General features: G+C 72.9%; 19 protein-coding genes. 4 read left to right on the forward strand and 15 right to left on the reverse strand.

Translation table 11 applies throughout. The features are described from left to right. Positions 1-105: 105 nt before the first annotated feature. The 5 genes from ilvC to BM237_RS02855 form a co-directional block, all read right to left on the reverse strand. Positions 106-1,104, reverse strand: coding sequence for a ketol-acid reductoisomerase (gene ilvC, locus BM237_RS02835; RefSeq protein ID WP_093847460.1), 999 nt, complete (start codon positions 1,102-1,104; stop codon positions 106-108). Positions 1,105-1,235: 131 nt separating this feature from the next. After that, the gene (gene ilvN, locus BM237_RS02840; protein WP_093847462.1) at positions 1,236-1,760 is read right to left on the reverse strand and encodes an acetolactate synthase small subunit; all 525 of its coding nucleotides are present in this window, start codon (positions 1,758-1,760) and stop codon (positions 1,236-1,238) included. Positions 1,761-1,812: 52 nt separating this feature from the next. Further along, positions 1,813-3,666, reverse strand: a complete 1,854-nt coding sequence (locus BM237_RS02845) for an acetolactate synthase large subunit (RefSeq protein WP_093847464.1) — start codon at positions 3,664-3,666, stop codon at positions 1,813-1,815. A gap of 240 nt (positions 3,667-3,906) precedes the next feature. Next, positions 3,907-6,918, reverse strand: coding sequence for a putative bifunctional diguanylate cyclase/phosphodiesterase (locus BM237_RS02850; protein ID WP_093847466.1), 3,012 nt, complete (start codon positions 6,916-6,918; stop codon positions 3,907-3,909). Between the two features lie 367 nt (positions 6,919-7,285). After that, positions 7,286-8,227 (reverse strand): 2-hydroxyacid dehydrogenase, encoded by a 942-nt coding sequence (locus BM237_RS02855; RefSeq protein WP_093847468.1) that lies wholly within the window; start codon positions 8,225-8,227, stop codon positions 7,286-7,288. A gap of 106 nt (positions 8,228-8,333) precedes the next feature. Here BM237_RS02855 and BM237_RS02860 point away from each other — a divergent pair, with 106 nt between their 5' ends. From BM237_RS02860 to BM237_RS02870, 3 genes are all read left to right on the forward strand, one after another. Further along, positions 8,334-9,332, forward strand: coding sequence for an aldo/keto reductase (locus BM237_RS02860; RefSeq protein WP_093847470.1), 999 nt, complete (start codon positions 8,334-8,336; stop codon positions 9,330-9,332). 128 nt (positions 9,333-9,460) lie between these two features. Continuing rightward, entirely contained in the window at positions 9,461-10,666 is a 1,206-nt protein-coding gene (locus tag BM237_RS02865) for a PQQ-dependent sugar dehydrogenase (protein WP_093847472.1), read from the forward strand. Continuing rightward, a complete protein-coding gene (locus tag BM237_RS02870; protein ID WP_093847474.1) occupies positions 10,666-10,845 on the forward strand; it encodes a DUF6191 domain-containing protein in 180 nt (59 codons plus the stop codon). Before BM237_RS02865 ends, BM237_RS02870 begins: the two co-directional genes overlap by 1 nt. Before the next feature lie 117 nt (positions 10,846-10,962). Here the strand turns inward: BM237_RS02870 and gatB are convergent, their stop codons facing one another. The 8 genes from gatB to BM237_RS02910 form a co-directional block, all read right to left on the reverse strand. Then, positions 10,963-12,471, reverse strand: a complete 1,509-nt coding sequence (gene gatB / locus BM237_RS02875; protein ID WP_093847476.1) for an Asp-tRNA(Asn)/Glu-tRNA(Gln) amidotransferase subunit GatB — start codon at positions 12,469-12,471, stop codon at positions 10,963-10,965. 27 nt (positions 12,472-12,498) lie between these two features. Continuing rightward, positions 12,499-12,741 (reverse strand): hypothetical protein, encoded by a 243-nt coding sequence (locus BM237_RS02880; RefSeq protein ID WP_093847478.1) that lies wholly within the window; start codon positions 12,739-12,741, stop codon positions 12,499-12,501. 88 nt (positions 12,742-12,829) lie between these two features. Beyond that, on the reverse strand, positions 12,830-14,332 hold the full coding sequence (gatA, locus tag BM237_RS02885) for an Asp-tRNA(Asn)/Glu-tRNA(Gln) amidotransferase subunit GatA (RefSeq protein WP_093847480.1): 1,503 nt from the start codon (positions 14,330-14,332) through the stop codon (positions 12,830-12,832). A gap of 5 nt (positions 14,333-14,337) precedes the next feature. Next, entirely contained in the window at positions 14,338-14,634 is a 297-nt protein-coding gene (gene gatC / locus BM237_RS02890) for an Asp-tRNA(Asn)/Glu-tRNA(Gln) amidotransferase subunit GatC (protein WP_031505700.1), read from the reverse strand. A gap of 274 nt (positions 14,635-14,908) precedes the next feature. Further along, a complete protein-coding gene (locus tag BM237_RS02895) occupies positions 14,909-17,098 on the reverse strand; it encodes a putative bifunctional diguanylate cyclase/phosphodiesterase (protein WP_093847482.1) in 2,190 nt (729 codons plus the stop codon). A gap of 226 nt (positions 17,099-17,324) precedes the next feature. Further along, complete coding sequence (gene ligA / locus BM237_RS02900) at positions 17,325-19,517, reverse strand: NAD-dependent DNA ligase LigA (RefSeq protein ID WP_093847484.1); 2,193 nt, start codon at positions 19,515-19,517, stop codon at positions 17,325-17,327. Positions 19,518-19,533: 16 nt separating this feature from the next. Continuing rightward, entirely contained in the window at positions 19,534-20,559 is a 1,026-nt protein-coding gene (locus tag BM237_RS02905; protein ID WP_093847486.1) for a methionine synthase, read from the reverse strand. After that, a complete protein-coding gene (locus BM237_RS02910; protein ID WP_093848063.1) occupies positions 20,556-21,245 on the reverse strand; it encodes an SDR family oxidoreductase in 690 nt (229 codons plus the stop codon). The genes BM237_RS02905 and BM237_RS02910 overlap by 4 nt, the downstream gene beginning before the upstream one ends. Before the next feature lie 253 nt (positions 21,246-21,498). Here BM237_RS02910 and BM237_RS02915 point away from each other — a divergent pair, with 253 nt between their 5' ends. After that, positions 21,499-23,400: an NAD-binding protein gene (locus tag BM237_RS02915; protein WP_093847488.1), complete on the forward strand. Its 1,902-nt coding sequence runs from the start codon at positions 21,499-21,501 to the stop codon at positions 23,398-23,400. A gap of 42 nt (positions 23,401-23,442) precedes the next feature. Here BM237_RS02915 and BM237_RS02920 read toward each other — a convergent pair whose 3' ends face one another. Then, complete coding sequence (locus BM237_RS02920) at positions 23,443-23,916, reverse strand: nuclear transport factor 2 family protein (RefSeq protein WP_093847490.1); 474 nt, start codon at positions 23,914-23,916, stop codon at positions 23,443-23,445. A 95-nt stretch (positions 23,917-24,011) separates the two neighbouring features. Next, positions 24,012-24,842: a class I SAM-dependent methyltransferase gene (locus BM237_RS02925; protein WP_093847492.1), complete on the reverse strand. Its 831-nt coding sequence runs from the start codon at positions 24,840-24,842 to the stop codon at positions 24,012-24,014. Between the last annotated feature and the right edge of the window lie 76 nt (positions 24,843-24,918).

The following is a 24,918-nucleotide window of genomic DNA, read 5'->3' on the forward strand; positions in this document are numbered from 1 at the left end:
CGGTGGCCGATCACCGGGCCGCTCCGCCCCGTCGGCGGGCCGCGGCGTCCACCTGCGGGCGGGTCGGGCGGCGCCGGGCCGTCCGCGACGGCCCGGCGAATCCGCTCAGTTCTCGTCGTCGACCCAGCTCATGAGCTTGCGCAGCTCACGGCCGGTGGTCTCCAGCAGGTGGTCGCCGTCGGCCTTCTTGTACTCGTTGTACTTGGGCAGGCCGGCGTCGTACTCGGCCATCCAGTTCCTGGCGAAGGTGCCGTCCTGGATCTCGGCCAGGACCTTCTTCATCTCGGCCTTGGTGTTCTCGTTGATGATCCGCGGGCCGGTGACGTAGTCGCCCCACTCGGCGGTCTCGGAGACCGACCAGCGCATCTTCCCCAGGCCGCCCTCGTACATCAGGTCCACGATCAGCTTCAGCTCGTGAAGGCACTCGAAGTACGCGATCTCGGGCTGGTAACCGGCCTCGACCAGGGTCTCGAAGCCCGCCTTGACCAGGGCCGAGGCGCCGCCGCACAGCACGGCCTGCTCACCGAACAGGTCGGTCTCGGTCTCCTCGGTGAAGGTGGTCTTGATGACGCCGGCGCGGGTGCCGCCGATGCCCTTGGCGTAGGACAGGGCCAGCTGGAAGGCGCCGCCGGTGGCGTCCTGCTCGACGGCCGCGATGCAGGGGACGCCGCGGCCCTCCTCGAACTGGCGGCGGACCAGGTGGCCCGGGCCCTTGGGGGCGACCATAAGGACGTCCACACCGGCCGGGGGCTTGATGAAGCCGAAGCGGATGTTGAAGCCGTGGCCGAAGAAGAGGGCGTCGCCGTCCTTGAGGTTCGGGGCGATGGACTCCTCGTAGACCTTGGCCTGGATCGGGTCCGGCACCAGGACCATGATCACGTCGGCCTCGGCGGAGGCCTCCGCCGGGGTGACCACGCGCAGCCCCTGCTCCTCGGCCTTGGCCCGGGACTTGGAGCCCTCGGGGAGGCCGACGCGGACGTCGACGCCCGAGTCGCGCAGGGACAGGGCGTGGGCGTGGCCCTGGCTGCCGTAACCGAGGACCGCGACCTTGCGGCCCTGGATGATGGACAGGTCGGCGTCGTCGTCGTAGAACAGCTCGGCCACTTGGGATATCTCCTTGTTGTTCCTGCCGCACCGGCGGTCTCGCCGTACGGGTCGGGGGTGCGGGGCCCGTCCCCGCAGCCGCCGCCGAAGCCACCGTATGCCGGTGCGGGCGGGGACGGGCTGGGGTCTCGCTATGCGGTCCGGTCGAGCGCGCGCAGCGAACGGTCGGTGATCGACCTCGCTCCGCGGCCGATCGCGATCGTGCCGGACTGGACCAGCTCCTTGATGCCGAACTGCTCCAGCATCTTGAGCATGGCCTCCAGCTTGTCGCTGCTGCCGGTCGCCTCGATGGTGACGGCCTCCGGGGAGACATCGACGGTCTTGGCGCGGAAGAGCTGGACGATCTCGACGATCTGCGAGCGGGTCTCGTTGTCGGCGCGGACCTTCACCAGGACGAGTTCGCGCTGGACGGCGGACCCCGGCTCCAGCTCGACGATCTTCAGCACGTTGACGAGCTTGTTGAGCTGCTTGGTCACCTGCTCCAGTGGGAGGTCCTCGACGTTCACCACGATGGTGATGCGGGAGATGTCGGGATGCTCGGTGACGCCGACGGCGAGCGAGTCGATGTTGAAACCGCGACGGGAGAACAGGGAGGCGATCCGGGCGAGGATGCCCGGGGTGTTCTCCACCAGGACGGAGAGCGTGTGCTTGGACATCGGGTGTGGTGTTCCGTTCCTCGGGTTCCTCTGGGGCTCTGTCGTCCGGGACTCAGTCGTCGCCGTCGCCGAAGTCGGGACGGACGCCGCGCGCCGCCATGACCTCGTCGTTGGAGGTGCCGGCCGCGACCATCGGCCAGACCATCGCGTCCTCGTGGACGATGAAGTCCACGACCACGGGGCGGTCGTTGATGGAGTTGGCCTTCTCGATCACCGCGTCGAGCTGCGCGGGGTCCTCGCAGCGGATGCCGACGCAGCCCATGGCCTCCGCCAGCTTCACGAAGTCCGGGACGCGGGTGCCCCTGTTCTCGGGGCTGACGGCGTCCGGGCCGCTGTGCAGCACGGTGTTGGAGTAGCGCTGGTTGTAGAAGAGGGTCTGCCACTGGCGGACCATTCCCAGGGCGCCGTTGTTGATGATCGCGACCTTGATCGGGATGCCGTTGAGCGCGGCGGTCACCAGCTCCTGGTTGGTCATCTGGAAGCAGCCGTCGCCGTCGATCGCCCAGACGGTGCGGTCCGGGACGCCGGCCTTCGCGCCCATCGCGGCCGGGACGGCGTAGCCCATGGTGCCCAGGCCGCCGGAGTTCAGCCAGGTGGCGGGCTTCTCGTACTTGATGAAGTGGGCGGCCCACATCTGGTGCTGGCCCACACCGGCGGCGAAGACCGTTCCTTCGGGGGCCAGGGAGCCGATGCGCTCGATGACCTGCTGCGGGGCCAGGGAGCCGTCCTCGGGGTGCTCGTAGCCCAGCGGGTACGTATCGCGCCAGCGGTTGAGCTGCTGCCACCACTCGGTGTGGTCGCCGGTGTTGCCCGCCTCGTGCTCGGCGCGGACGGCCACGACCAGATCGGCGATGACCTCGCGGGCGTCGCCGACGATCGGGACGTCGGCGGTGCGGTTCTTGCCGATCTCGGCCGGGTCGATGTCGGCGTGCACGATCTTCGCGTACGGCGCGAAGGAGTCCAGTCTGCCCGTGACGCGGTCGTCGAAGCGGGCGCCGAGCGCGACGATCAGGTCGGCCTTCTGCAGGGCGGTGACGGCCGCGACGGTGCCGTGCATGCCGGGCATGCCCAGGTGCTGCGGGTGGCTGTCGGGGAAGGCGCCCAGCGCCATCAGGGTGGTGGTCACGGGGGCGCCGGTCAGCTCGGCCAGCACCTTCAGCTCGGTGGTGGCCCCGGCCTTCAGGACGCCGCCGCCCACGTACAGCACCGGGCGGGCGGCCTCGGTGATCAGCCGGGCGGCCTCGCGGATCTGCTTGGCGTGCGGCTTGGTCACCGGGCGGTAGCCGGGCAGGTCCGTGGCGGGGGGCCAGGAGAAGGTCGTCTGCGTCTGCAGGGCGTCCTTGGCGATGTCCACCAGGACCGGGCCGGGCCGGCCGGTGGAGGCGATGTGGAACGCCTCGGCGATCACCCGCGGGATCTCGGCCGGGTCGGTGACCAGGTAGTTGTGCTTGGTGATCGGCATGCTGATGCCGCAGATGTCGGCTTCCTGGAAGGCGTCGGTGCCGATCGCCTTGGAGGCCACCTGGCCGGTGATCGCGACCAGCGGGACGGAGTCCATGTGCGCGTCGGCGATCGGGGTGACCAGGTTGGTGGCACCGGGACCGGAGGTGGCCATGCAGACGCCGACCTTGCCGGTGGCCTGGGCGTAGCCGGTGGCGGCGTGGCCCGCGCCCTGCTCGTGGCGGACGAGGACGTGGCGCACCCGGGAGGAGTCCATCATCGGGTCGTAGGCGGGCAGGATGGCGCCCCCCGGAATGCCGAATACCGTGTCGGCGCCGACTTCCTCGAGAGAACGGATGAGGGACTGGGCTCCCGTGACGTGCTCGACGGTGGCGGGCTGCGGCTGTGCTCCGCCGGTACGGGCCCGCGGCTGCGGGCGGGGGGCCCCGGTGGCCTGCTCGGTCATCACTTGTCTCTTCTCGGAGAGTTGAGGGTTTGACGCTCGTTGTAGATGGCTGTGGGTGGGTCGCGCTCGAGTGCCGCTGGCACCGGTGCAACAAAAAACCCCTCGTGCCGTCAGGCAAGCGAGGGGAGCGCGTCGATGTCGTCCACAGGGCGGACATGCCCTGTGTCAGTCGACGCGCTGTCCAATTACGAGAAGTCGGGTGCGCATGGCACCGACCTTCCTCCCGCGGTGCCCGAGGTGTCAAGTGGGTGGGACGGACGTCTCACTATTTGATCTCAATGGGGGATGCGCCACCGGGCCGTGCGCGGCCGGTCCGCTCCTGTGCGCCGGCAGCGAACCGGCGACCACCACCGAGCGGCCGACGCCCGGGAAGTGCTGCTCCTCACCGGAGACGGGGTAGCTCCCACGGGCCAGGGCACGCCTGAGACGGTGCTCGTCCAGGGGCTTGGAGAAGGCGGCGCCCTGGGCGTGGGTGCAGCCCAGCGCGCGCAGCGCCGCGGCCTGTTCCGGCAGGTCCACGCCGTCGGCGACGGAGAGCATCCCGAGGTCGTCGGCGATCCGCAGCAGCCCGGAGGTGATTTTCCGCACCCTGGGGGAGTTCACCACACCGTCGACCAGCGCGCGGTCCAGCCTCAGCGCGTCGGCGGGGAGTCTGCGGAGTGCGGCGAGACCAAAGTGGGCGCCGCCGAAGCCGTCGAGGGTGATGCCGACCCCGATCCGCCGCAGTGCGGTGACCCACAGCTCCAGTTCGTCCAGGGGGACGCGTGGGTCGGTGTCGGCCAGTTCGACGACGAGGGCGTCGGGCGGCAGCCCGTGCCGGGACAGCAGCGCCTCGACGGTGGCCGGGGTCGTGGAGCGGTCGGTGAGGCGGCACGCGTCCAGCCGTACGGACACCGGCACGCGGTAGCCCGCGTGGTGCCGTTCGGCGGCCTGCTCGACGGCCCTGCGCAGCAGCCACCGGCCCGCATCCCCGCCGCCGTCGCCGCGGGCGTCCGCCGCGGTGGGGACGTGCGGGGGCTGCGGGCCGTACCGCGCCGGCGGTGCGGGCCGGGCCTGGGGGGCGGGCTGAGGCCCGCCCGGCGGGAACAGCACGCCCCGGGCGGAACGCCTGCGGGCCTGGGCCGCGACCGAGGCGATCTTCCCGCTGGAGAGCTCGACCACGGGCTGGTGGAGCAGCGCGAACTCGCTCTCCGCCAGCACTCCGCGCAGCCGGTCGGTGGTCAGCTCCGCCCGGCGGACGGCCTCGGCCTGCGGCTGCGAGGCGTACAGCTCGACCCGGTTCTTGCCCGCCTGTTTGGCGCGGTACATCGCCAGGTCGGCATGGCGCATCAGCACGGCCGGGGTCACTCCGGGCTCGGCGAAGGCCACGCCGATGGAGGCGGCGACCCGTGCCTCGCCGCCCTCGACCCGGTAGGGCCGGGAGAGAGTGGTGCGCAGCCGCTCGGCGATCTCCAGCACGCGGTACTCGCGCTCGGCCCGGTCGCACTTCCCGTCGCCGACGATGAGCGCGGCGAACTCGTCCCCGCCGAGCCGGGCCGCGGTGTCACCGGCCCGTACGGCCTCCCGCAGACGGCGGGCCGCCTGGATCAGCAGCTCGTCCCCCGCCTGGTGGCCGATGGTGTCGTTGACGGCCTTGAAGCCGTCGAGGTCGATGTAGAGCACCGCCGTGTGGCCCGCCCTCGCGTCGCCCCGGCGCCGGCCGCCGAGCGCCTGGTGGACGCGCTCGGTGAACAGCGAGCGGTTGGGCAGGTCGGTCAGCGGGTCGTGGGAGGCGTTGTGCTGGAGCTGCGCCTGGAGCCGCACCCGTTCGGTCACGTCACGGCTGTTGAAGATCAGGCCGCCCTGGTAGCGGTTGACCGTGGACTCGACGTTGAGCCAGCGGCCCGAGGCGTGTCGGATGCGGCACTCGACGCGGGTGGAGGACTCCTCCCGGGGCGGGGTGGCCAGAAAGCGGCGCACCTCGTGCAGGACCCGGCCCAGGTCCTCGGGGTGGATGAGGGAGGCCAGCTCGGAGCCGACCAGCTTGTCCGGCTCCCGGCCGTAGACACCCGCGGCGGCCGGGGAGACGTAGCGCAGCATCCCGGCCGGCGAGGCGATCATGATGACGTCGCTGGACCCCTGCACCAGCGACCTGAAGTGGTTCTCCTTCTGGGCCAGTTCCTGGGTGAGGCGGATGTTCTCCAGCAGCATGATGCCCTGGCGGACCACCAGGGCCAGGACGACGGTGCAGCCGGTCAGCAGCACCACCGGGTCGATGGCCCCGCCGTCGCGGACGTTGTAGAGGATCCCCAGGGTGCAGACGGCGGCCGCCAGGTACGGGGCGAGGGCGGCCAGCGACCCGGCCACCGCTCCGTTCCCGGGCGCGGGCGGCCGGACGGCCGGGCGGCCGGGCGCGTGCCGGCTGCCGTCCCCTTCCCGGCAGCCGACCCAGGGGGCGTACGCGAGCAGCAGCGAGCCGGCGAACCAGCCGGCGTCGAGGATCTGGCCGGAGGTGTAGCTCTCCCGCAGCAGGGGCGAGGTGAACAGGGCGTCGCAGAGCACGGTGAGCGCGAGGGCTCCGATGACGGTGTTGACGGCGGAGCGGTGGGCGGACGAGCGACGGAAGTGGAGTGCGAGGACCATGCTGATCAGCACGATGTCCATCAGGGGGTAGGCCAGCGACAGGGCCACCAGGGAGAGGGACTCGCCCTGCCAGTACGAGGGGTGGTCCAGCGCCAGGCTCCAGGAGAGGGTGAGCAGCGAGCCGCCGACCAGCCAGGCGTCCAGGACCAGGCGCGTCCAGCCGGCCCGGGTGACCGGCCGTTTGGCGAGGACCAGCAGTCCGACGATGGCCGGTGGCGCGAAGAGCAGGAAGCAGAAGTCCGCCGCGGAGGGGCTGGGCACGGGTTCGCCCAGCACGACCTCGTACCAGCCCCAGATCCCGTTGCCGAGCCCGGCCATCGCCGAGGAGATCCCGAACAGCGTCCAGGCGGGCCGGAACGGCGTGTCCGGGTGGGTGCGGGCGTAGTGCACACACGACCCCGCGGCGGCGAAGGCCGCGGCGCTCAGCCCGAAGTCGCCCATGAACAGCGCCACCGCCGGCGATCCCCAGCCCAGCAGCGCGCCCACCGCGTACGCCCCGCACAGGGCGGCGAGCGCCAGCCGCGGGAACGCCCTCCGCTCCCCGGCGCCCGTCCCGTCGTGCGGGCGGGCCGTGCGGGCCGTGCGGGGCGGCCGCGGGAAGCGGGGCTGTTCCACCCCCCGGGCGCTCATCGCGCCGCCTCCGGGTGCGGCAGTCCCCGCCCCGGCCCGGGCTCCGCGGGCCGGGGCCGTGTCCAACACCGTTCGTGCGTCCGGTGGTTCGTCCGGTGGCCGTGCATGTCGCCCGTCCCCCCTCGCTGGTCTGGTACGCCCCCGGGTCGGACGATACACCAGACCGGTCACTCAGGGACATACCCCTTCTACACAGCGTGACTGATGAGGGAATTGCCGATACAATACGCAGCCATCCGTGTTCGGAGCGTACGGATGGCCGTGCGGGCGGTCGTTCGCGTCTGCACCACCCGTCTCACACCCCCGGCCACCCGCCCCTTTCCTCCGCCGCACGGCCGCCCGACCGCCCGACCGCCCGGCGGGGCCGTCACCCGGCCGAGGCGACGACGTTCTCCGGCTCCTCCCCGTCCGCGAAGCGCCGCAGCTGGGCGCGGAGCAGCCGCTTGGCGCGCGGCAGGAACGCGGACGTCGGGCCTCCCGCGTGCGGTGAGATCAGGGTGCCGGGCGCCTTCCACAGCGGGTGGCCGGCGGGCAGCGGCTCGGGATCGGTGACGTCGAGCGCCGCCCGCAGCCGCCCGGACTCCAGCTCCGCCAGCAGCGCTTCGGTGTCCACGACGGCGCCGCGCGCGACGTTCACCAGCAGCGCTCCGTCCTTCATGCGCGACAGGAAGTCCGCGTCCGCCAGATGGCGGGTGGCCTCGGTGAGCGGGGTGACCAGGAAGACCACGTCGGCCCCGGGCAGCAGCCGGGGCAGGTCGGCGAGGGTGTGCACCGGACCGCGCGGCACGGTACGGGCGCTGCGGGCCACCCGGTGGACCGCCTCCGGTTCGAAGGGTGCCAGCCGGTCCTCGATGGCGGCGCCGATGGAGCCGTAGCCGACGATCAGCGCCGTCCGGTCGGCGAGGGAGGGCCAAAAACCCGGCGTCCACCGTCCGGCGTCCTGGGCGCGGACGAAGGAGGGGATGCCGCGCAGCGAGGCGAGGGCGAGGGTGAGCGCCAGTTCGGCGGTGCTCGCGTCGTGGACGCCGCGGGCGTTGCACAGCAGCGTGCCCCGGGGCAGTTGCGGTACGGCGGACTCCACGTGGTCGATGCCCGCGGTGAGCGTCTGCACCACCCGTACGTTCGGCATGTGCGCCAACGGCCGTACGGCGACGGCCTGACCCTTCAGATAGGGAACGGCGTAGAAGACGCAGTCCGCGGGGTCCGCCGGGAACTCCTCCTCCCCGTCCCAGTGGACGTAGCGGAACGACTCGGGCAGCCCGCCCATCTCGGCGGGCGGGATGGGCAGCCAGACATCTGCGGAAGCCATGGCCAGAGGCTATCCGGAGGCTGTGCGGAGGCGCCGGAAGCCACCCGTTAGGTTGGGAGCGCCCTACGGGGGCGACCCCGCGGGGGCGAGGAGGGAGCACGTCCAGGTGGAGCGCAGGACAATCGGTGCGGCGGCACTGGAGGTGGGTGCCATCGGGCTCGGCTGCATGCCGATGAGCTGGGCCTACACCGAGTCCGAGCGGGACGGCGAGTCCTCGATGCGCACGGTGCACGCGGCCCTCGACCGCGGGGTGACGCTGCTGGACACCGCCGACATGTACGGGCCGTTCACCAACGAGCTGCTGCTGGGCCGGGTGCTGCGGCGGCGCCGCGCCGACGTGTTCGTCTCCACCAAGTGCGGTCTCCTCGTCGGCGAGCAGCACATCGTCGCCAACGGGCGCCCCGGCTACGTCAAGCGCGCCTGCGACGCCTCGCTGCGCCGGCTGCAGACCGATGTGATCGACCTCTACCAGCTCCACCGCGCCGATCCGGAGGTGCCCATCGAGGAGACCTGGGGCGCGATGGCCGAACTGGTCGCGGCCGGCAAGGTGCGCTCGCTGGGGCTGTGCGCGGTGGGCGCGCGGGAGCGGCGCCGCGGGTCGAGCGCACCCGCGTACGCCGGAACGCTCCGGCAACTGGAGCGGATCCAGCAGGTCTTCCCGGTCAGCTGTGTGGAGGCAGAGCTGTCGGTGTGGTCGCCCGAGGCCCTGGCCTCGCTGCTGCCCTGGTGCGAGGCGCGCGGCATCGGCCTTCTGGCCGCGATGCCCCTGGGCAGCGGCTTCCTGACCGGCACCCTTACCCCGGGCGGCGGCTTCGAGCGCGACGACGTACGCGCCCGGCACCCGCGGTTCACGGCCGAGATGATGGCGGCCAACCAGCCGATCGTCGCCGGGCTGCGGCGCGTCGCCGCCCGGCACGGCGACGCCACCCCGGCGCAGGTGGCCCTGGCCTGGCTGCTGGCCCAGGGGCGGCACGTGGTGCCGGTGCCGGGCACCAAGAAGGAGCGCTGGGCGGTGGAGAACGCGGCGGCGGCGCGTCTGGAACTGACCGCGCGGGACCTGGCGGAGATCGCCGCGCTGCCCGCCGCCCAGAGGTCGTGGGACTGAGCCGGGAACACCCGGCGCCGTCACGGCGTACGGTCGGGTGTACGGGCCGGTGGTGCGCACCGCGTGCACGACCGGCCCCGCACCGCAGGCGAGAGCTGCCCGCAGTCGAGTAGTCGAAAGGCGCACCGATGCCGCGAAGCCGTCCCCCGTCCGTACGTCCGCGCCCGCGGCCGCCGCTGCGGAAGGCCGCCGCCGCCCTCGCCGGGCTCGCCCTGCTGGCGGCGGGCTGTTCGAACGGCGGGTCCGGTGAAGGGGCCCCGGACCGCACCGGCACCACCTCCTCCCCGTCCCCCTCCCCCGGTGAGTCCCGCTCCCCCGGCTCCTCGGCCGCGCCCGCCGAGGGCTCGGCGGAGATCACCGGCACCGTGGCAAAGAACCTGGACTCCCCCTGGGGGCTCGCTCCGCTGCCCGACGGCGATCTGCTGGTCTCCTCCCGGGACGAGGGCACGATCTCGCTGGTCGACCCGGAGAGCGGGAAGGCCACCGAACTGGGTTCGGTGCCCGGCGTCGAGCCGGGCGGCGAGGGCGGCCTGCTGGGCATCGCCGTACCGCCCGACTTCGCCGAGAACCGCTACATCTACGCGTACTTCACCAGCGCGTCCGACAACCGGGTCGTGCGCATGCTCTACGACGCCGACAAGGAGGAGGGCAACCGGCTCGGCGCGCCCAGCACGGTCCTGCGCGGCATCCCCAAGGGGATGGTCCACAACGGCGGCCGGATCGCCTTCGGCCCGGACCGGATGCTCTACGTGGGCACCGGCGACTCCGGCGACCGGAGCCTCGCCCAGGACCGGGAGTCCCTCGGTGGCAAGATCCTGCGCATGACGCCGGAGGGCGAACCTCCCGGCCGCGGCAACCCCGAGGCGGACTCGGTCGTCTACTCCTGGGGCCACCGCAACGTCCAGGGACTGGCCTGGGACGCGGAAAAGCGCCTGTGGGCTTCGGAGTTCGGCCAGAACACCTGGGACGAGCTCAACCTGATCCGGCCAGGCGGGAACTACGGCTGGCCCGAGGTGGAGGGCGAGGCCGGCGAGGAGGGCTTCATCGACCCCGTGGCGCAGTGGAAGCCCGCCGAGGCCTCCCCCAGCGGCATCGCCGTCGCGAAGGGTTCGGTGTGGATGGCGTCGCTGCGGGGGGAGCGGCTGTGGCGCGTTCCCTTGGATGGCGCGAAAAAGGTGGCACAGCCGCAGGCGTTCCTGGAAGGTGAGTACGGGCGGTTGCGGACGGTCGTCTCCGACGGCGGCGACGGGCTGTGGCTGGTGACCAGTGAGACCGACTCGCGCGGTACGCCCGCCGAGGACGACGACCGCATCCTGAAGCTGGAGGTCAGTTGATGTTCAACCTGATCGAGGAGCTGTTCAACCCCGGGCGCCGCCACGCCGACGACGAGCGCAGGCGGCTGGAGAACACCCGAGTGGAGGAGGGCAGCCACGATCCGGGGCGCGGTCCGATCGATCTCTCCTCCGGGCATGTTCTGATCAGGACCCGCGGCTCCGCCCCGAAGTCGGCCTGACCTCGCGCACCGGCCCCTCGCGCCGGCCCGCACACCGGCCCCCGCACAGCGAACGGCCCGGCCCCCGCGCTCCCTGTCCGGGAGCGCGGGGGCCGGGCCGTGGCAGCCGGACGGGCGTCAGCCCTGCACGCCCAGCTTCTCCAGGATCAGCTCGCGCACCCGGGCGGCGTCCGCCTGGCCCCGGGTGGCCTTCATGACGGCACCGACGAGCGCGCCCGCCGCCGCCACCTTGCCGCCGCGGATCTTCTCGGCGATCGCCCCGTTGGCGGCGATCGCCTCGTCCACGGCCGCGCTCAGCGCCCCGGTGTCCGAGACGACCTTCAGGCCGCGCTTGTCCACGACCTCGTCCGGCCCGCCCTCGCCGGCGAGGACGCCCTCGATGACCTGCCGGGCCAGCTTGTCGTTGAGCGAACCGTCGGCGACCAGCTCGCACACCCGGGCGACCCGGTCCGGGGTGATCGGCAGGGCGGACAGCTCGGTGCCCTGCTCGTTCGCCCGGCGGGCCAGCTCGCCCATCCACCACTTGCGGGCCTGGTCGGCCGGGGCCCCGGCGTCGATGGTGGCGGTGATCAGGTCGATGGCGCCGGCGTTGAGGACGGACTGCATCTCGTGCTCGGAGATGCCCCACTCCTCGCGCAGCCGGTTGCGGCGCAGGCGCGGCAGCTCGGGCAGACCGGCCCGCAGCCCCTCCACCCACTCGCGCGCGGGCGCGACGGGCACCAGGTCCGGCTCGGGGAAGTAGCGGTAGTCCTCCGCCTCCTCCTTGACCCGGCCGGAGGTGGTGGAGCCGTCGTCCTCGTGGAAGTGGCGGGTCTCCTGGACGATCGTCCCGCCCGAGCCCAGCACCGCGGCGTGGCGCTGGATCTCGAAGCGGGTGGCCCGCTCCACGCTGCGCAGCGAGTTGACGTTCTTGGTCTCCGAGCGGGTGCCGAACGTCTCGGTGCCGTGCGGCCGCAGCGACAGGTTGACGTCGCAGCGCATCTGGCCCATCTCCATCCGGGCCTCGGACACCCCGAGGGCCCGGATGAGCTCGCGCAGCTCGGCGACGTACGCCTTGGCCACCTCCGGCGCGCGCTCCCCGGCTCCGGTGATCGGCTTGGTGACGATCTCGATCAGGGGGATGCCGGCGCGGTTGTAGTCCAGCAGCGAATGCACGGCGCCGTGGATACGGCCGGTGGCGCCGCCGATGTGGGTGGACTTGCCGGTGTCCTCCTCCATGTGGGCGCGCTCGATGCCGACGCGGAAGACCTCTCCGTCCTCCAGCTGGACGTCCAGGTAGCCGTCGAAGGCGATCGGCTCGTCGTACTGGGAGATCTGGAAGTTCTTCGGCATGTCCGGATAGAAGTAGTTCTTCCGGGCGAAGCGGCACCACTGGGCGATCTCGCAGTTCAGCGCGAGACCGATACGCACGGCGGACTCCACCGCGGTGGCGTTGACCACCGGCAGCGAGCCGGGCAGCCCGAGGCAGACGGGGCAGGTCTGCGTGTTGGGATCGGCGCCCAGCGAGGTGGAGCAGCCGCAGAACATCTTGGTCCTGGTGCCCAGTTCGACATGGACCTCAAGGCCCATGACGGGATCGTAGGAGGCCAGCGCGTCCTCGTACGACACCAGTTCGGTGACAGTCACGAAAGTCAAACCTTTCAGGCGCTGCGGTCAGTCGTCGGCGAGGACGTCGTCGATGTCCAGGCGCCGCACCTCGCGGACGAGGATGGCGACGCTGGTCAGGATCGCGGCGCCGGAGACGACGGCGTCCAGGAGCTGGAGCCTGTCGTCCTCCCGCCGGGCGAGCTGCATCTGCTTGACGACGCCGAAGGCGCCGAAGAGCGAGGTGCCGATGGACAGGTAAAGGCCGGGCCGGGACTTCTTGAAGCCCTTGGCCTTCTTCAGCGCGCTCACAGCCTGTCTCCGTTCGCTTCTCCGCCCACGCGGCACAACAGCGCAGGCATCATCGTCATCTGCGACCCGGCGGCCGCGCGCGCGACGCTCACAGCGAGGGCGCCTCCTCCAGCAGCGGGTGTCCCCAGCGTGCGTGGTACGCGGCCTCGACCGCCGCTCCGACACGGTAGAGCCGGTCGTCGGCCATGGCGGGGGCGATGATCTGCAGGCCCACCGGGAGCCCGTCCTCGGGCGCCAGTCCGCACGGCAGTGACATGGCCGCGTTGCCCGCCAGGTTGGACGGGATGGTGCACAGGTCCGCCAGGTACATGGCCATCGGGTCGTCCGCCCGCTCCCCGATGGGGAACGCGGTGGTCGGCGTGGTCGGCGAGACCAGTACGTCCACCTTCCCGAAGGCGGCGTCGAAGTCGCGCTTGATCAGGGTGCGCACCTTCTGGGCGGAACCGTAGTAGGCGTCGTAGTAGCCGGAGGACAGCGCGTAGGTGCCCAGCATGATGCGGCGCTTGACCTCGGGGCCGAAGCCCGCCTCACGGGTGAGGGAGGTGACCTCCTCCGCCGAGCGGGTGCCGTCGTCGCCGGCGCGCAGGCCGTAGCGCATGGCGTCGAAGCGGGCCAGGTTGGAGGAGCACTCCGACGGCGCGATCAGGTAGTAGGCCGCCAGCGCCTTGTCGAAGGACGGGCAGGAGATCTCGACGATCTCGGCGCCCAGCTCGCGCAGCAGCTCCACCGACTCGTTGAAGCGCTGCATGACCCCGGCCTGGTAGCCCTCGCCCGCGAACTCCCTGACCACGCCGACACGCAGGCCCTTGACGTCGCCGTTGCGGGCGGCCTCGACCACCGGTGGGACGGGGGCGTCGACGGAGGTGGAGTCCAGCGGGTCGTGCCCGGCGATCGCCTCGTGCAGCAGGGCCGCGTCCAGGACGGTGCGGGCGCAGGGCCCGCCCTGGTCGAGGGAGGAGGAGAAGGCGACCATGCCGTAGCGGGATACGGCGCCGTAGGTCGGCTTCACGCCGACGGTGCCGGTGACGGCGGCCGGCTGGCGGATGGAGCCGCCGGTGTCGGTGCCGATGGCCAGCGGGGCCTGGTAGGAGGCGAGCGCCGCGGAGGAGCCGCCGCCGGAGCCGCCCGGGATGCGGGTGAGGTCCCACGGGTTGCCGGTCGGGCCGTAGGCGCTGTTCTCCGTGGAGGAGCCCATGGCGAACTCGTCCATGTTGGTCTTGCCCAGGATCACCACGTCGGCGTCCTTGAGCCGCTTGGTGAGCGTGGCGTCGTACGGCGGGATCCAGCTCTCGAGGATTTTGGAGCCGACCGTGGTGGGCATGCCCTCGGTGGTGAAGATGTCCTTGAGCGCGAGCGGGACGCCGGCCAGCGGGCCGAGCCTCTCGCCGCGGGAGCGCTTGGCGTCCACGGTGCGGGCACGGGCCAGCGCGCCCTCGCGGTCCACGTGGAGGAAGGCGTGCACCTTCTCGTCCACGGCCTCGATACGGGCGAGGTGGGCCTCGGCCACCTCGACGGCGCTCGCCCGGCCGGAGGCGATGCGCGCGGCGGTCTCGGCCGCGGTGAGCCTGGTCAGATCGCTCGAATGCGTCATGGCGTTCACTCCTCCCCCAGGATCTGCGGCACCTTGAAACGCTGCTGCTCCTGGGCCGGGGCGCCGGAGAGCGCCTGCTCGGGGGTCAGCGACGGACGGACCTCGTCCGGGCGCATGACGTTGGTCAGCGGCAGCGGGTGGGAGGTCGGCGGTACGTCCTCGTCGGCGACGTCGGAGACGCGGGCGACCGCGCCGATGATGTCGTCGAGCTGTCCGGCGAAGTGGTCGAGCTCTTCGTCCTTCAGCTCCAGACGTGCCAGCCGGGCGAGGTGGGCGACCTCCTCGCGCGTGATGCCAGGCATGCAGCGATTCCTCGGGGTGAGTGGTGGATCCTTCGGGGCTTGGCGGACTCTTCCCGCCGTCCGCCCCGATCCTGTGACTCCTCCGTCTCCTGAGCGGGACGGCTTTCCCCCCGGCCTTCCGGCCGGGGCGCGGCCAAGTCCTGACCGCTGCCCGGAGGGCAGAACAGCATGCTAACAGTTTGGCCGCGGCGCACGGCGGCGCCGGGACGGGGGCGGAGGCGGCCCTCGCCCCTGTCCGGGCGCCCGGACAGGGGTGCCGCGTGCTGCCGCGTGCCTACCGCGTGGGCTGCCCGCGGCGCCCCGGGGCTGCCTTCCCGGCCGGGCCCGGCAGCGCGGGGTGCGCCGACTCGACCGGCGGCGGCGCTCCGTCGCGCGCCCGCAGCCAGGCGGTGGCCTCGGCGGGGGGCATCGCGGCCGACACCAGCCAGCCCTGCACGGCGTCGCAGCCCAGGTCGCGCAGGCGCTCCCAGGTCTCGTCGTCCTCCACGCCCTCGGCGACGACGAGCAGGCCCAGGGAGTGCGCGAGGTCCACCGTGCAGCGCACGATCTCGGCGTCCTCGGCGTCCACCGCCAGGCGTGCCACGAAGGAGCGGTCGATCTTCAGCTCGCTCACCGGCAGTCTGCGCAGGTGCACCAGGGAGGAGTAGCCGGTGCCGAAGTCGTCCAGCGACATCCGCACCCCGTGGCCGGTGAGCGCGGCGAGGGTGTCGGCGGCCTGCTGCGGGTCCTCCAGCAGGACGTGCTCGGTGATCTCCAGCTGGAGCGCCCCGGCCGGGACGCCGTGCCGGGCCAGCCGGGCGGCCACCGATCCGGCGAAGCCGGGGCTGTGGACGTCGCGGGGCGAGACGTTGACGGCGACCGGCACGGTCAGGCCCCGGGAGCGCCAGCGGGCGACCTGGGCGAGCGCGGTCTCCAGCACGTAGTCGGTCAGGCGCGGCATCAGGCCGGAGGACTCGGCGATGGCGATGAACTCGTCCGGGGGCACCCTGCCCCGCTCGGGGTGCACCCAGCGCACCAGCGCCTCCAGACCGCAGACGGAGCCGTCGAAGGAGACCTTGGGCTGGTAGTGCAGCTCGACCTCGCCCGCGTCCAGGGCGCGGCGCAGGTCGCCCAGCAGGCCCAGCCGGTCGGGTGTGTTGCCGTCGCGGGTGGCCTCGTAGACCTCCACACCGCTGCGGTCGCGCTTGGCCTGGTACATCGCGACGTCGGCGCGGCGCAGCAGGCCCTCCGCCTCGCCGGCGTGGTCGGGGAAGACCGCGACCCCGGCGCTGGCCTCCAGCTCCAGGGTCAGTCCGTCCAGGTCCAGCGGCGAGCCGAGGACGCCGACGAGCGCGCGGGCGATGCGCTGGGCGCTGGTGGGCGAGTCGGCGAACGGAAGCAGTACGGCGAACTCGTCGCCGCCGAGCCGGGCCACCTCGGCGCCGCGGGGCAGCGCCGTCCGCAGCCGGTCGGCGATCTGCAGCAGCAGCCGGTCGCCCGCCAGATGGCCGAGGGTGTCGTTGACCGAGCGGAAGCGGTCGAGGTCGATGAGGACGAGGGCGGAGCGGGCGCCCAGCCGGTCCGCCTCGTCCAGCGCGGACCAGGTGCGCTCCAGCAGCCACTGGCGGTTGGCGAGTCCGGTGAGGGGGTCGCGCAGCTGTTCCTCGGCGCGGGCGCGGGCGATCCACAGGGCGGAGTCCAGCGAGACCAGCGGCACCGAGAACAGCGGCAGCAGCAGCGGCATGTGGACGGCGACCACGACGATCAGCGGGGAGATGGCCAGCAGTGCGAGGGCGACCAGTCCCTGCCGCGCCAGGGCGGTGCGGGCGACGGTGGGCAGGCCCGCCTGACGCGGGGCCAGGATGTACCACAGCAGTGTCCGGGTGACGAGCAGGTAGGCGGCGGCGGCCAGAAGGACCTCGGGGAGCGCGTACACGCTCCAGGCGGCCGGGTGCCAGGGCTGCTCCACCGAGGGGTGCACGCCGAAGGCCGCCAGGCACAGCGCCGCGGCGCCGATGCCGAGGATGTCCACCGCGCCGTGCCGCAGTGCCTGGCGCCAGCGGTGCCGCCGGGCCGCGCCGACCAGGACCACCACCGCGAGGCTGACCAGGGTGGCCGGGATCCAGCCGTACAGCAGCAGGATGGCCAGGGTGAGGGCGGCGCCGGAGCCGGTGCCGCCCCACCAGCGGTCGCGGCCGAGGGCGACCAGATGGCCGACGATGAGGCCGGTGAGGAGGGCGAAGGACCAGCCCGCCGTGCCGCTGGGGAAGAGCGCGTGCCCTCCGGAGACCACCCGGTGGATCCCGGCGGCCAGCGCGGCGGCGGCGACCGCGACGACCGCGCGGGAGAGCCCGGGGACCTCCAGGGAGGCGACGCGCTGCAGCTTCGGCGCGCCGTCGGGGCTGTCGCCCGGCGGGGCGGAGATCGGTCGGGGCCGCCCGTGGCGGAGCCCCCGCTGTCCCCGGTCCCGGGGTTTGTGCTGCATGCGCGTCCCTCTCACAGCCGTCGGTGCCCACGCCACGGCAGGCGCACCCCGTCAACAGTAGGACGCGGACGGCCGGCTGGGCAGTGATCGATCGGGGTTGCCCGAATGCCGACCGGTCGATCGCGTCCGTCTGATAAGCGCCGCGCAGCCTCTCCTCATCACTCAGTCAACGGCATTGGCTGAAAAGGGATTTGGCGACGGTGGCACCACCGCCGCCGACGCTCCGTCACCCGGCGGGCTGCTCCGCGGCGGGTTCGACGGGTGTGACGGCGGCCTCCCGTGCGGCGTCGGGCCCCTGCTCCAGCAGGACGGCGAAACCGTCGTCGTCCAGGATCGGGACCTTCAACTGCACGGCCTTGTCATATTTCGACCCCGGGCTGTCGCCCGCCACAACAAAACCGGTCTTCTTTGAAACAGAACCGGTCACTTTCGCTCCCAGGCTCTGCAGCGCCTCTTTTGCGCCATCCCGCGTGTACGAGCTCAGGGTCCCGGTGACCACCACGGTGACCCCCTCCAGCGGACGCGGCCCCTCCTCGGCGCCGCCCTCCTCCTCCATCCGGACGCCGGCCGCCCGCCACTTCTCGACGATCTCGCGGTGCCACTCCTCGGCGAACCAGGCCTTGAGCGAGGCCGCGATCGTCGGGCCGACCCCCTCGGTGGCCGCCAGCTCCTCCTCGGAGGCCTCCGCGATCCTGTCCAGCGAGCGGAACTCCCTGGCCAGCGCCTCGGCCGCCACCGGGCCGACGTGGCGGATCGACAGCCCCGTGATGATCCTGGCCAGCGGGCGCTCCTTGGCCGCCCGGATGTTCTCCAGCATCGCCAGCGTGTTCTTCTTCGGCTCACCCCTGAGGTTGGCGAAGAAGGTGACGACCTTCTCCTCCCCCGTCTTCGGATCCCGCTTGGGCAGGCCGCTGTCCTGGTCCAGCACCAGGGACTTGATGGGCAGCAGCTGTTCGACGGTGAGGTCGAACAGATCCCCCTCGTCCCGCAGCGGCGGTGCGGCCGGCTCCAGCGGCTGCGTCAGCGCGGTGGCCGCCACGTACCCGAAGTGCTCGATGTCCAGGCACTTGCGCCCCGCCAGGTAGTAGAGCCGCTCGCGCAACTGCCCCGGACAGGAGCGGGCGTTGGGGCAGCGCAGATCGACGTCCCCCTCCTTGGCCGGCTTCAGCCCGGTGCCGCACTCGGGGCACTCGGCGGGCATCACGAACTCCCGCTCGCTGCCGTCCCGCAGATCGGCGACGGGGCCAAGGATCTCGGGGATGACGTCGCCCGCCTTGCGCAGCGCCACGGTGTCCCCGATCAGCACGCCCTTGGCCCTGACCACGTCCTGGTTGTGCAGGGTGGCGAACTCCACCTCCGAACCGGCCACCGTCACTGGATCCACCACGGCGAACGGCGTGGCACGTCCGGTGCGGCCGATGCTCACCTTGATGTCCAGCAGTCTGGTGTTGACCTCCTCCGGCGGGTACTTCCAGGCGATCGCCCAGCGCGGCGCCCGCGAGGTGGAACCCAGCCGCCCCTGGAGGGGGATCTCGTCCAGCTTGACGACGACCCCGTCGATCTCGTGCTCCACCGAGTGGCGGTTGGCGCCGTAGTGGGCGATGTACTCCCGCACCTCCTCGACGGAGCCGACCACCCTGGCGTGCGCGGCGGTCGGCAGACCCCACTCGTGCAGCAGCTCGTAGGCGTGCGACAGCCGGTCGATGTCGAAGCCCTCACGGGCGCCGATGCCGTGCACCACCATGTGCAGCGGGCGCTCCGCGGTGACCTTGGGGTCCTTCTGCCGCAGCGAGCCGGCGGCCGCGTTGCGGGGGTTGGCGAACGCCGGCTTGCCCGCCTCGACCAGCCGCGCGTTCAGCTCCTCGAAGCGCTCCATGGGGATGAACACCTCGCCGCGGATCTCCACCAGATCCGGGACGCGGTCCCCCTCCAGCCGCTCGGGGATCTGCGCGATGGTGCGGACGTTGGGTGTGATGTCCTCCCCGGTGCGTCCGTCGCCGCGGGTCGCGGCGCGCGTCAGCCTGCCGTGCTCGTACGTCAGGTTGACCGCGAGCCCGTCCACCTTCAGCTCGCACAGGAAGTGGTAGGGCACTCCGCTCAGTTCGCGCGCGATCCGGTCGGCCCAGGAGTCCAGCTCCTCGTCGTCGAAGGCGTTGTCCAGCGACAGCATCCGCTCGCGGTGCTGTACGGCGGTGAACTCCGTCTCGTAGGAGCCGGCCACCTTCTGCGTCGGCGAGTCCGGCGTGGCCAGCTCCGGGTACCTGGCCTCCAGCTCCTGGAGCTCGCGCATCAGGGCGTCGAACTCGGCGTCGCTGACGACCGGTGTCGTCACGTAGTACCGGAAGCGGTGCTCGTCGACTTCCTGGGCCAGCCGCGCGTGCCGCTCGCGCGTCTCGCTGTCCGGGCTCACCGTCTCCATGTATCCAAGCCTCCCGTTACTCAGGGTCGTTTACGAGCGAGCGTGCGGCCCGGACACAGTGCGCGAGCGCGGCCCGCGCGTAGGCCGGCGAGGCGCCGGCCAGACCGCAGGCGGGCGTGACGACCACCGATCGCGCCAGCAGCTTCGGAGACAGCCCGAGCCTGCGCCACAGCGTCCTGACACCCATGACGCTACCGGCAGGGTCTGACAGTGCGCTCGAGTCCGGCTCCACCGCCGGGACGGCCCCGGCGAACAGCGCGGTGCCCGCCTCGACCGCCTCCCCGACCGCCTCGTCGTCACGCTCGGTGAGCAGCGAGAGGTCGAAGGAGATCCCGTCCGCGCCCGCCCGGCGCAGCAGCCCGAAGGGCACCCCCGGAGCACAGGAGTGCACCACCACGGAAGTCCCCTCCGCCGCCTCCCGTGCCGCCCCGACCACCTGCCGCAGCGCGCCCTCGGCCACGCCGCGGTCCACGGCCGGATGGGTGCGGTAGCCGCTGGCGGTGGGCACCCTGCCCAGCAGCGCGGCCGTCAGCGACGGCTCGTCGAGCTGGAGGACGACCCGGGCTCCCGGCACCCTGCGCCGCACCTCGGCCAGATGCGCGCGCAGCCCCTCGGCCAGGGACTCGGCCAGATAGCGGCAGGCGCCCGCGTCGCCGAGCATCGCCTCGCCGCCGCGGCGCTCCAGCGACGCCGCCAGCGTCCACGGCCCGACGGCGGAGACCTTCAGCGCCCCGGTGTGGCCCTGGGTGAACTCCTCCAGCGCGTCCAGGTCCTCCCCCAGCCAGGACCGGGCCCGCCGGGTGTCGCGCCCGGGCGCGTCGCCGACCCGCCATCCGCTGGGCTCCAGACGGGCGTACAGCTCCACCAGCAGCCCGGCCGTCCGCCCGATCATGTCCGCGCCGGGCCCGCGCGCGGGCAGTTCCGGCAGGTACGGGAAGTGTTCCAGGCTGCCGGTGACGGTCCTGGCGGCCTCTCTGGCGTCGGTGCCGGGCATCGACCCGACGCCGGTCGCGGCCCCCGTGCCCCACACATGCTCCCTCACGCCGACGGCCTCACCCTCAGATCGGTGATCTCCGAGCCCGCGGGCAGATCGAGGGCGGTCAGGACGGCGGTCGCCACCGCGGACGGGGGGATCCAGCGCGCCGGGTCGTACTCCTTGCCCTCCTGCCGGTGCACCTTGGCCTGCATGGGCGTGGCGGTGCGGCCCGGGTAGACGGAGGTCACCCGCACCCCGGCGCCGCCCTCCTCCGCGCGCAGCGAGTCGGCGAGCGCCTTCAGCCCGTGCTTGCTGGCCGCGTACGCGCCCCAGTCGGCGTTGGCGTTCAGACCCGCGCCGGAGTTGACGAAGACCACATGGCCGTGCGCCGGGCGGAGCTGCGGCAGCAGCAGCCGGGTCAGCTCGGCCGGGCCGACGAGGTTGACCGCCAGGGTCGCGTTCCAGACCTTCGGCGTCAGCTCACCGACCTTCCCCAGGTCCACCACCCCGGCGGCGTGCAGCAGCGAGTCCACCCGCTCCGGCAGTTCCTGGTGGGACAGCGCCCACGACAGCCTCTCGGGCTCGGCCAGGTCGCCGACGAGGGTGCGGGCGCCGGGGAAGCGTTCGGTCAGTTCCCTGGCACGGCCCGCGTTCCGCGCCAGCAGCCACAGCTCCTCGCCCCGCTCCCGCAGGCGCTCGGCGATCTCGGCTCCGATGCCGGAGCCCGCCCCGGTGATCACATGCGTTCCCATGCGCACATCGTCCCATCCGCCGCCCCGGGTGGCGGGAATGGTGCCGTCCACCGCGGCGGGCGTGATCGAATGAGGTCCCATGGCCGCTCCCGTACCGCAGCCCCCTCAGCCGCAGTCCCCTCGGCCGGAGCCCTCCGCGCCCGCCCCCGCCACCGCCCCCGCCACCGTCTCCGTTCCCGCCGCTCCCGTTCCCGTTCCCGCCGTCCCTCCGCAGGGCGGCCCGCGGCAGGACGGCGGCGGGAGCTCCGGCCACATGGTCGTGTGCGGCGACAACTCGCTGTCCCAGCGGCTGGTGCGCGAACTCGCCTCCGTCTACGGCCAGAAGGTCACCGTCGTGCTGCCCTCGCTGCGCGGTGGCGACCAGGGCCCGCAGATCGCCGCGCTGGTCGGCGACCGGTGCCTGGACGTACGGGCGGTGGAGGCCCAGATACCCGACGACGAGGCGCTGCGGGAGGCGGGCATCGAGCACGCCGCCGCGCTGGCGCTGACCTCCGGCGACGACCAGCTCAACATCCACACCGCCCTGCGCGCCCGCCGTATCAACCCCGAACTGCGCCTGGTCATCCGGATGTTCAACCGGACCCTGGGAAGCTATCTGGAGGACCTGCTCGACCGGACGATCGCCGCCCGCGTCCCCGGCCTGGACCAGAGGGCCGTGGACGCCTCCACCACCGTCCTGTCCGACGCGGACACCGCCGCCCCCTCCATGGTGGCGGCGGCCGTGGTGGGCACCAGCAAGGTCATCCACGCCGGCGGGCTGCTGCTGCGGGCCAAGGAGCGCACCGTGGGCACCGCCGACCGCCGCGACCCGCTGTGCACCCTGGCCCTGCTGCCCGACTCCCCGGACTCCGACGAGGGCGACGTCTACACCGACCCCGAGGACCACGACGGCCCCGTACTGCTGCCCGATCCGCGCGAGCTGGAAGGGCTGCCGGACGAGCGCGGCACCGTCGTCCTGGAGGCGATCACCCGCCGCCCCGACCGGGCCGGCGCCCCCGCCCCCCGCGTGCCGCGGTTACCGGTGGGCAGCTTCTTCTCCCGGAAGCTGCGGGCCGCCCTGCTCGGGCTCACCGCGGTGGTCGTCCTGCTCGCCGCCGCGAACTGGTACGTCACCCGCGAAACGCCGCTGCACGCCGCCTACATCACCCTGCTCAACGTGATGTCCATCAACGAGCCCGAGCTGGAGGGCGGCACCGGGGAGCAGGTCCTGCAACTGCTGGGCGGGCTGGCGGGCACCGCGCTGCTGCCGCTGATGTTCGCCGTCGTGCTGGAGAGCTACGGCACCTTCCGCCGGGCCGCCACCCTGCCGCCCCCGCCGCGCGGCATCGAGAAGCACGTCGTCCTGCTGGGCCTGGGCAAGGTCGGCACCCGTGTGCTGGGCCAGCTGCTGGAACTGGGCATCCCCGTGGTGTGCATCGAGCGCGACGACGAGGCCCGCGGCATCGCCACCGCCCGCGCGCGCCGGGTGCCGACCCTGGTCGCCGACGTCACCGAGGACGGGGTGCTGGAGGAGGCGGGGATAGCGCGCAGCCGCGCCCTGCTGGCGCTGACCAGCGACAGCGGCACCAATCTGGAGGCCACGCTCTACGCCCGCCAGGTCAACCCCGACCTGCGGGTGGTGATGCGCCTGTTCGACGACGAGTTCGCCGCCACCGTCTACCGCACGCTGCGCGACACCTACCCCGGCGCGCAGACCCGCAGCCGCAGCGTCTCGGCGCTGGCGGCCCCGGCCTTCGCGGGCGCCATGATGGGCCGCCAGGTGCTGGGCGCCATCCCCGTGGGCCGCCGGGTGCTGGTCTTCGCCGCGGTCTCGGTGGAGGGCAACCGGCTGCTGGAGGGCCGCACCGTCGGCGAAGCGTTCCGCCCCGGCTCCTGGCGGATCCTGGCCCTGGACACCGCCCCGCCCGACCGCCGCCGCGCCGACCTGGGCTCCCTCACCTCCGGCGCCCGCACCTACACCCTCACCGGCGACCTCGCCTGGCGGCTGCACGACGGCTACGTGCTGACGGCGGGCGACCGCGTGGTGGTGGCCGCCACCCGCGAGGGCCTGGGCGTCCTCCTCTCGGGCGAGGACCCGCGCGGAGCGGATACGAGCGGGAACGGGGGCGGGAGCACGGACGGGGCCGGAGCCGGTTCTCCCGCCCCGGCCCCGTGAGCCGCGCGTACCGCCCGCGCCCGGCCGCGGTTCCCGCCCCCGCTACGGCCGGGCGTCGCGGTCGATGCGCGGGGTGTGCCCGCCGAAGGCCAGGACCAGGGTCCGCCGCTCGATGAGCCAGCTCTCCCCGGTTCTGCGGAAGGCGTCCTCGTAGTGTCCGACGTTGACCGGCGGACCGGGCGGCACGAGGCCGCCGGTGTGCCCGTCGGCCCGGTACGTGGCGAAGTACGTGGTGGCGGCCGCCGTGTCGGGCGACTCGACGGTGACCCGGACGTTGGTGCACATGCGCCGCGAGAGCCGGTCGGCGGGCCGGGAGCCGAAGTACGCGCGCAGCGCCTCGCGCCCCGCCACCCGGCGGCCGCCCCCCGGCCACTGCCACACCCCTTCCGGGGTGAACAGCTCCGCCACCGAGGCCGGTTCGCCCAGGTCGAGCCGGTGGACGAAGTCCAGCACCACGCGTTCGCAGGCGCGTTCGGCGAGCAGCCGTTCCACCGGATCGAGCCGTTCGGTTCCCATCCCCGTTTTCTACCGGGCCGAGCCCGGCGTCACGAGCGGTTTTCCGCCACCGGACGGCGCGGGGCCGGGCCCGCGCCGTCCGGTGGCGGCGCGTGCTACACGGGGCTGCGCTCCGGTTCCGCCCGGTCGGGCGCCGGGTGGGTGACGCGGATCTTGGACTGGCCGTGCGGGAGCCGCTCCCAGTCCTCCATGAGACGCGCCGTCAGGCCGTGGCTGGCCGCGAGGTCGGTCAGCGTCTCGGTGCGGTAGTAGAAGTCCTCGCGCAGCACATGGTGCTCGCGGCCCTCGGTGCGGTCGAAGGTGAAGTCGAAGAAGCCGCCCGGCGCGAGGATCCGCCCCACGTTCTCCAGGCACTGGTCGACGACGTCCAGCGGCGAGTGGGAGAACACGCTGTGGGCGTGGACGACCGTGAAGTGCCCCTCGGGCAGGAAGTCGAAGGTCAGGTCGTCGGCGATCGCCAGATGGGGCAGCTTGTCCTGGAGCCCGTGGCGCACGACGGTCCGCTTGGCCTCGATCAGGATGTGGGGCGATATGTCGATCCCGTAGTAGTGGCCCGGCTCCAGGTGGTCGATGAACAGCCGGCCGGCCCGCAGGTTGCCGCAGCCGATCTCCAGCATCCGGTCGTCCGGCCTCAGCCCGTGTTCCAGCAGGTAGTCGAACTGCATCTGCCCGAGGGCCAGCCACCGTTCGTACGACGGCCCGCCGCCGACCGCCGCCTCCGGGCTGCGGGCGGCGTCGGAGGCCATCACGGCCCGGTAGTACCCGATGTGGTCGTCGCGGTACCTCGCCCGCAGCCAGGCGTCGCGGGCCGCCCGGCGCAGATGGGCGGGGACGCGCCCCGGGTGGCCGATCGCGTAGCGCACCTTGTGGGCGAGGGTGGCGCGGTTCCGGGAGAGCCTGGGGTCGGATGGGGTCCTGGTTCCCATGGAGACCTCCGCGTCGCTCGGGGTCGGGCCGGTGGCGTCAGTATGGGCGCGGCACCCTCGCCGCACCCTCCGGCTG

The organism is Streptomyces mangrovi (assembly GCF_900114215.1).
Taxonomy (GTDB): domain Bacteria; phylum Actinomycetota; class Actinomycetes; order Streptomycetales; family Streptomycetaceae; genus Streptomyces; species Streptomyces barkulensis.